General features: G+C 72.4%; 5 protein-coding genes. All 5 read left to right on the forward strand.

All coding sequences use genetic code 11. From position 1 onward, the window contains the following. Positions 1-252: 252 nt before the first annotated feature. A complete protein-coding gene (locus N4P33_RS30185; RefSeq protein ID WP_399030378.1) occupies positions 253-1,686 on the forward strand; it encodes a hypothetical protein in 1,434 nt (477 codons plus the stop codon). 11 nt (positions 1,687-1,697) lie between these two features. Continuing rightward, positions 1,698-2,747, forward strand: a complete 1,050-nt coding sequence (locus N4P33_RS30190; RefSeq protein WP_260830124.1) for a glutamate ABC transporter substrate-binding protein — start codon at positions 1,698-1,700, stop codon at positions 2,745-2,747. 54 nt (positions 2,748-2,801) lie between these two features. After that, positions 2,802-4,139, forward strand: a complete 1,338-nt coding sequence (locus tag N4P33_RS30195) for a hypothetical protein (RefSeq protein WP_260830125.1) — start codon at positions 2,802-2,804, stop codon at positions 4,137-4,139. A 19-nt stretch (positions 4,140-4,158) separates the two neighbouring features. Beyond that, complete coding sequence (locus N4P33_RS30200; RefSeq protein WP_260830126.1) at positions 4,159-7,089, forward strand: serine/threonine-protein kinase; 2,931 nt, start codon at positions 4,159-4,161, stop codon at positions 7,087-7,089. Positions 7,090-7,092: 3 nt separating this feature from the next. Continuing rightward, positions 7,093-7,335 (forward strand): zinc ribbon domain-containing protein (locus tag N4P33_RS30205; RefSeq protein WP_260830127.1); only part of this gene is annotated, 243 nt, incomplete at its 3' end.

Here is a 7,335-nt window from a genome sequence, read left to right on the forward strand (position 1 = left end):
GGGGAGGGGACGGGGCGGTGGTGTCTGCCCGCAGCGGCTGGCGCGTCCGCGCCCGTACTCCGTTGAGTGACCTATTTCGCGCCAGACCGAGGACGGACACCACCGACCCGGCCCCGACTCACCCACCCACCGTGGGCGCTACTCGCGCCCCCACCGGAGCCGCGGTGGCGCCGCAGGCATAAGACGCGCACCCCCACACAACGGCACGGGAACCGAACAGCGTCCCCCCGGCGTATTCGTGAGGAGGTGCGGATGTCAGTCCCAGCGGCAATACTTGCCGCGACGGATGACCATGGGGGAGGTCAAGTGACACTGACACACACACGGAACGGCGAGCCACCACAAACACCGGCACCAGAACCGGCACCACCCCGCCGCACCGCGCTAGCGGAAGGCACCGACCGCCTACGCCAAGCAGCCACCACAGAACCCGGCCGCCTCCGCATCATCGGCGCCGTCCTCGCCGCCCTCGTCCTCACCTTCGGCGCCGTCACCGCCTGGCAGACCACCGACCGCGCCTCCGCCGCCGACGCCGTCCTCACCAGCAGCCAGCCCCTCAGCTCCGACGCCGCCGACATCTACCGTTCCCTCGCGGACGCGAACACCGCAGCGTCCAGCGGCTTCCTGGCCGGCGGTCAGGAGACCGCCGCCTCCCGCGACCGCTACGAGAAGGACATCCGCACGGCCGCCGCCAAACTCGTCAACGCCGCGGCCAACGCCGACCCGGACTCCCCGTCCACCCCCATCATCACCAAGCTCAACCGCCTGCTCCCCGAGTACAAGGGCCTGGTGGAACGCGCCCGCACGTACAACCGCCAGGGCTTCCCGGTCGGCGGCGCCTACCTCCGCTACGCCAACGAGAAGATGCAGCAGGACATGCTCCCGGCCGCGGAGGACCTCTACACCAAGGAGAACGAGCGCCTGCAGCAGGACTACGCGAGCGCGACACCCTACCCCTGGCTCGCCATCGCCCTCGGCACGGCCACGCTCGCCGCCCTCGCCTGGGCCCAGCGGCGCAACTACCTGCGCACCAACCGCGTCCTGAACCACGGCCTGGTCGCGGCCACCGCGACCACCACCGTCATCCTTCTCTGGCTGCTCGTCGGCCACACCGTCGCCCGCTCCGGCCTGAACGAGTCGCACGACCACGGCGTCCGCTCCCTCAAGGTCCTGCACGACGCCCGCATCGCCTCCCTGAAGGCCCGGGGCAACGAGAACCTCACCCTCGTGGCCCGCGGGGCGGAGACCAAGAAGATCGGCGACGAGACCGTCGACGCGTACGACCACGACTTCGAACGCAACATGGACACGCTCGCCAAGGGCCTGGCCCGCGCGGAGCAGCTCGCGGACGACGACACAGGCGAGAAGCCGGTGACGTCCGCGGTCGGCAACATGACCGAGTGGAACAAGCGCCACGACGCGGCCCGCGAGCAGGACGAGAACGGCAACTACCAGCAGGCGCTGGACCTGGTGATCGGCGCGAAGGGCGCGACCGGCGAGTGCTTCGACAGCGTCGACGCGAACCTGGCCACCGCGCTCGCGCACGAGCAGAACGAGTTCAAGCGGGCGGCGACCGACGGCCGGGACGCGCTGACGGGCCTGCCGGTGGGCGCGGCCGTCCTGGCGGTCCTCGGCGCGCTGGGCGCCGTGCTCGGCATCGGCCGCAGGCTGTCGGAGTACCGGTGAGAGGGGGCGTGATGACGAAGGCACGACGGGTACGGGCCGGCCTGCGGGGCTGGGGCGGAGTGGGCGCGATGGCGACGGCCTGCGCCGTGGCCCTGATCTTCGCGCTGCTGCTCACCTGCACGGGCTCGGCGGTGAACACCACCACGACACCGGCGGCCCAGGCGGACGCGAAAGCCGCAGTGGACGCAAAGGCCGCAGAAGACTGCACAGCCCCGGAGAAGCAGACCCTCTCCCCCTCCGACGCCGACGGCCCCACCATCGAGGAGATCAAGAACCGCCAGGGCGAGAAGCGCAAACTGATCGTCGGCGTGGACCAGAACAGCTACCGCTGGGGCTACCGCAACCCCAACAGCGGCGGCAGCGCCCAACTCGAGGGCTTCGACATCGACTTGGTGCGCCGCATCGCCGAGGACATACTCGGCGACCCGGACGCCGTCCAGTTCAAGGCGATCCCCACGAACCAGCGCATCCCGGCGATCCAGGAGGGCCGCGTCGACCTGGTCGTCCGCACGATGACGATCACTTGCTCGCGTCTGGAGGAAGTGGCGTTCTCCGCCCCGTACTTCAAGACCGGCCAGCAGGTCCTCGCGCCGAAGTCCTCGCCGATCGAGGGGTACGACGAGACGCTCGCGAACCAGGAGATCTGCACGGCGACGGGTTCGACGGCGTACGCGAAGCTGGAGGAGGACAAGAAGAAGGGCGATCTCCCGGCGTCCACGGACATCTCCACCACGGTCCCCAACCAACTCGACTGCCTGGTGAGGCTCCAGCTCGGTGAGGTGGACGCGGTCGTCAACGACGGGGCGCTCGCGGCGAGCCAGGCCGCGCAGGACCCGACGGTGGAGCTCAAGGGCGACGCCTTCACGACCGAGTACTACGGCGTGGCGATGAAGAAGGACGCGGACGATCTGGTACGCCGGGTGAACCAGATCCTGGTGGACTTCCGCAAGGACACGGAGAACGGCTGGCAGGCGTCGTACGACAAGTGGTTGTCGGCGACACTGGTCGGGGATTCATCGAAGTCGGAACCACCGGTCCCGGAGTACTTGCGCAAGAGCTGAGTGATCTTCGCCCCGTACCCCCAACCGGACCCAACCCGCAACGAGAGGTGATCGATGGGCGACACGGACCCCGCCGGGCCGGTGATGGACCGGGACGAGGTGGACCGTGCGCTGGCGCGTCTCGGCGCCGAGCACGAGGCGATCGAGACCTCGCTCCTCGCCCTGCAGGACCACGCGGGCCGGAGACTCCTGGAGGGCGCCGAGCTCACCGGCCGCACCGCGGAGCGCTGGAAGTCCACGGAGGCGGCGATCACGCTGCTGTGGACGTACTTCGACGCGTACACGGACGCGCTGCGCACGGCCCGCGAGATCCGGTCGCGTCGCCGCTGGTCCAGCCGTGAGGACCTGGCGGAGCTGACGGAGCTGCTGCGCGGCGAGTCGGTCACGGTGGCGGGCTCGGCGGCGGCCACCGCCAACGCGCCGACGCTGCACGGGGCGCAGGGCAGCCGCCTCACGGAGCGCTACTCGCTGTCCACCCTCGTGGACCGCATGAACGAGCTGTACGCGTCCTCGCTGGACGTGGTCGTCGCCGCGGACGCGGTGTGGTCGGCGCTGCCGGCGCGGATAGATTTACTGGCCGCAGAGCTCCAGCGCACCCGCAAGCTGGCGCACTCCGTCGGCGTGCGCCCCGGCGAGCACCCGGCGGGCGACGATCTGGAGCGCATCACCCGCACGCTGACCCGGCTGCGCGAGGAGGTCGTGTCGGACCCGCTGGCGTTCTGGCAGCCGGCCGAGGGCAGTTCGGCACCGGGCGGCGGGAAGCCCGACACCACCGTGTACGACCGGGAGGCGCGCGCCCTGGAGGACGTGCGCCGGGAGATCGACGCGGTGCTGGCGGTCCGGCAGGACGCGGAGAAGCGCATCGTGCGCCTGCGGGACGTGCTCTCCCGCGCCGACCGCACGCTCGCCGAGGCCCGTACGGCGCGCGGCGAGGTGCTGGCGAAGATCGCCGCGACGGAGGTACCGGTGGTCAGTGGTCCGCCGACCGTGCTGCAGGAGCAGCTGGCGACGGCCGCGGAGTACCGCAGACACGCGCAGTGGCACCGGCTGTCGCCGCTGCTGGAGTCGCTGGAGCAGAAGGCGGAGGACGAACTGCTGCGCGCCCGCGAGTCGCTGACGGCGGTCACCGCGCCGCTGGCGGTGCGCGCGGAGCTGCGCGGCCGGCTGGACGCGTACAAGGCGAAGGTGGCCCGGCACGGTCTGGCGGAGGATCCGCTGCTGGTCGAGCGGTACGAGAAGGCGCGCCGCATGCTGTGGAGCGCGCCCTGTGACCTGCGCGCCGCCGAGCAGGCCGTGCTGCGCTACCAGCAGGCGGCGGCCGAACTCCTCGGCTCCGCCCGGCGGGTGCCCGGCCAGGGCGGTCCCGAGGACCGGAGGGGGTCCGGCGCATGAGCGACGAGGGGGAGGCACCATGACGACGACCCAGCCACCGAACGAACCACCGAACCACCCACCGGCCCCGCCGCAGGGCGAACAGAGCGAGCCCGCGAACCACCCACCGGTCCCACCGATCCCGCCCCAGAGCGGCCCCCCGTCCGGACCCACGACCGGCACCCCGGCCGAACCCCCGAACGCGCCCGCCGGCGCCGCCGCGCACACCTCGCAGCAGAGTGAGCCGCAGGGCCAGTCGCCGCGTGCCTGCCAGCGCCCCGGCTGCGACGGCACGTACGAGGACGTCGGCGGCGGGGAGCTGTACTGCGACACCTGCGGCCTCGCCCCGGTCGTGTCGTCGAGCGGCATGGTCGCCTCGACCCCGACCGGCATCACCGCGGGCGGCAAGGACTCGCGCGGCTCGTCGGGCAGCAGGAGCTCCCGTGCCAGCAGCCGCAGTTCGCGGACGTCGTCGCAGTCGTCGAAGTCCCGCCGCTCGGTGTCGGGACGCCTCTCCCGCTCGCTGTCGGGCCGCAGCACGGGCCGCTCGGTGTCGGTGCGCAGCTCCGGCTCCGCGGCCGGCTCCACGGGCCGCGGGCGCCTCGGTGCCGGGCTTGTCTCGGTGCCGCCGATCCCGCGCCCGGATCCGCGCACGATGGTGCTGGCCAACCCGGAGGTGCCGGAGCGGAAGCGGTTCTGCTCGCGTTCGGAGTGCGGTGCGCCGGTGGGCCGCGCCCGCAGCGGCAGGCCGGGCCGCACGGAGGGCTTCTGCACCAAGTGCGGTCACCCGTACTCCTTCGTCCCGAAGCTGAAGGCCGGGGACGTGGTGCGCGGCCAGTACGAGGTGGTCGGCTGTCTGGCGCACGGCGGCCTCGGCTGGATCTACCTCGCGGTGGACCGGGCGGTCGCGGACCGCTGGGTGGTGCTCAAGGGCCTGCTGGACACCGGCGACCAGGACGCGATGGCGGCGGCGATCTCCGAGCGGCGCTTCCTCGCGGAGATCGAGCACGCCAACATCGTGCGGATCTACAACTTCGTGGAGCACCTCGACCAGCGCACCGGCTCGCTCGACGGCTACATCGTCATGGAGTACGTCGGCGGCAAGTCGCTGAAGGAGATCGCCAACGCCCGCCGCACACCGGAGGGCAGACGGGATCCCCTGCCGGTGGAGCAGGCCTGCGCGTACGGCATCGAGGCGCTGGAGGCGCTCGGCCATCTGCACAGCCGGAACCTGCTGTACTGCGACTTCAAGGTCGACAACGCGATCCAGACCGAGGACCAGCTGAAGCTGATCGACATGGGCGCGGTGCGCCGGATGGACGACGAGGAGTCGGCCATCTACGGCACGGTCGGCTACCAGGCGCCGGAGGTCGCCGAGGCCGGGCCGTCGGTGGCGTCCGACCTGTACACGGTCGCCCGGACGCTCGCCGTACTCACGTTCGACTTCCAGGGCTACACCAACGTCTACGTGGACTCGCTGCCCGACCCGGACACCATCGAGGTGTTCCGGCAGTACGAGTCGTTCTACCGGCTGCTGGTCCGCGCCACGGACCCGGATCCGGCGCGCAGATTCGCCTCCGCGCAGGAGATGAGCGAGCAGCTGACGGGCGTGCTGCGCGAGGTCGTCTCCCTCCAGACGGGCCGGGCGCGTCCGGCGCTGTCGACGCTGTTCGGCCCCGAACTGCGCGTGACGGACACGGACTTGTTCCCGCCGCTGGACGGCGAGGTCTCGCCCCTGGGCGCCCGCCCGCTCCCGGTCCGCAAACGGGGCCTGAGGCTGGGCATCTCCGCCCCGGCTCCCTCTGCTCCCCTCACCGGCACGGGAGTTCCCGGGCAACTCGGCAGCGGAGCCCCGCACGCGGTGGGCACCGGAGGTGCACTGGCGCCCGCCGCCGGAGCCCTGCATGCGGCGAGCACGGGAGCTCCCGTGGCCCCCGGCACCGGAGCCCCGTATCCGGCGGGCACCGGAGGCCCCACGTCCCCCGGCCCCGGACCCGCCCATCTGCCGCCCCCCGGCGTCCCTGCCCTCGTGCGCCCCGTCAACACCCCCGCCGCCGCACTCGCCCTGCCCGTGCCGCACGTCGACCCCTCCGACCCCAACGCGGGTTTCCTGGCGGGCCTGTTGACCTCCGCTCCCGGTGAGCTGATCAACGCGCTCGCCGCCGCGCCCGCCCCGTCGGCCGAGATCCGGCTGCGGCAGGTCCGGGCCTGGCTGGAGACCGGCGAGTCGGGCACCGCCCTGGACGCGCTGCGCGTGCTGGAGGAGCAGGACCCGGACGACTGGCGGGTGGTCTGGTACCGCGGGGTGGCCGCGCTGGTCACCGGCGATCACGAGGCCGCCGCGCTGGCCTTCGACGCGATCTACGACGCCTTCCCCGGCGAGATCGCGCCCAAGCTGGCGCTCGCCCTGTGCGCGGAGGTGCTGGGCCAGCTGGACAACGCCGCCGAGTACTACCGCCTGGTGTGGTCGACCGACCCGAGTTATGTGAGCGCGGCGTTCGGTCTCGCCCGCGTCCAGCTGGCGACCGGCGACCGGACCGGTGCCGTACGGACGCTGGAGTCGGTGCCGGAGGCGTCCATCCACTACACGGCCGCGCGCGTGGCGTCCGTACGGGCTCGGCTGCGGGGACGCACGGCCGCACCCGGTGACGTACGGTTCCTGGACGATCTGACCGCCGCCGCCGGTCAGGTGGAGGCCCTGGAGGCGTACGGCCTGGATCCGGCGCGCCGGGAGCAGTTGTCGGCCGAGGTCCTCGGCTGTGCGCTGGACTGGGTACTCTCCGGGGGCCAGGGTTCCGTTCTCTCCCGCGCAGGGGGACGGACGCTGCTCGGCAGCGGGCTGGACGAGCGGGGCCTGCGCTTCGGTCTGGAGCGCTCGTACCGCGTGCTGGCCCGGCTGGCGCGGAGCGGTGAGGAGAGGATCGACCTGGTGGAACGTGCCAACCGTTACCGCCCCCGGACGTGGGTGTAGTTGATGTCGCAGATGCCTCAGCAGGCCGCTCTGTCGAAGTGCCCGAGTTGCGAGGAACCCCTCGAGTCGGGTGATCGTTTCTGCGGTGCGTGCGGATACGACCTGTCCGCCGTTCCCGCACGGCCGCAGGACCAGCCCACCATCGCCATGAACGGCTCGGTGCCGTCCCCGAGCCCGCCGGACCGGGGCTACCCGCCGCCCCCGCCCGCGGCGCGCCCCGCCGAACCGGCCTGGCCGGCCGCGCCC

Origin of the sequence: Streptomyces sp. 15-116A (genome assembly GCF_025290915.1) — a bacterium.
Taxonomy (GTDB): Bacteria; Actinomycetota; Actinomycetes; order Streptomycetales; family Streptomycetaceae; genus Streptomyces.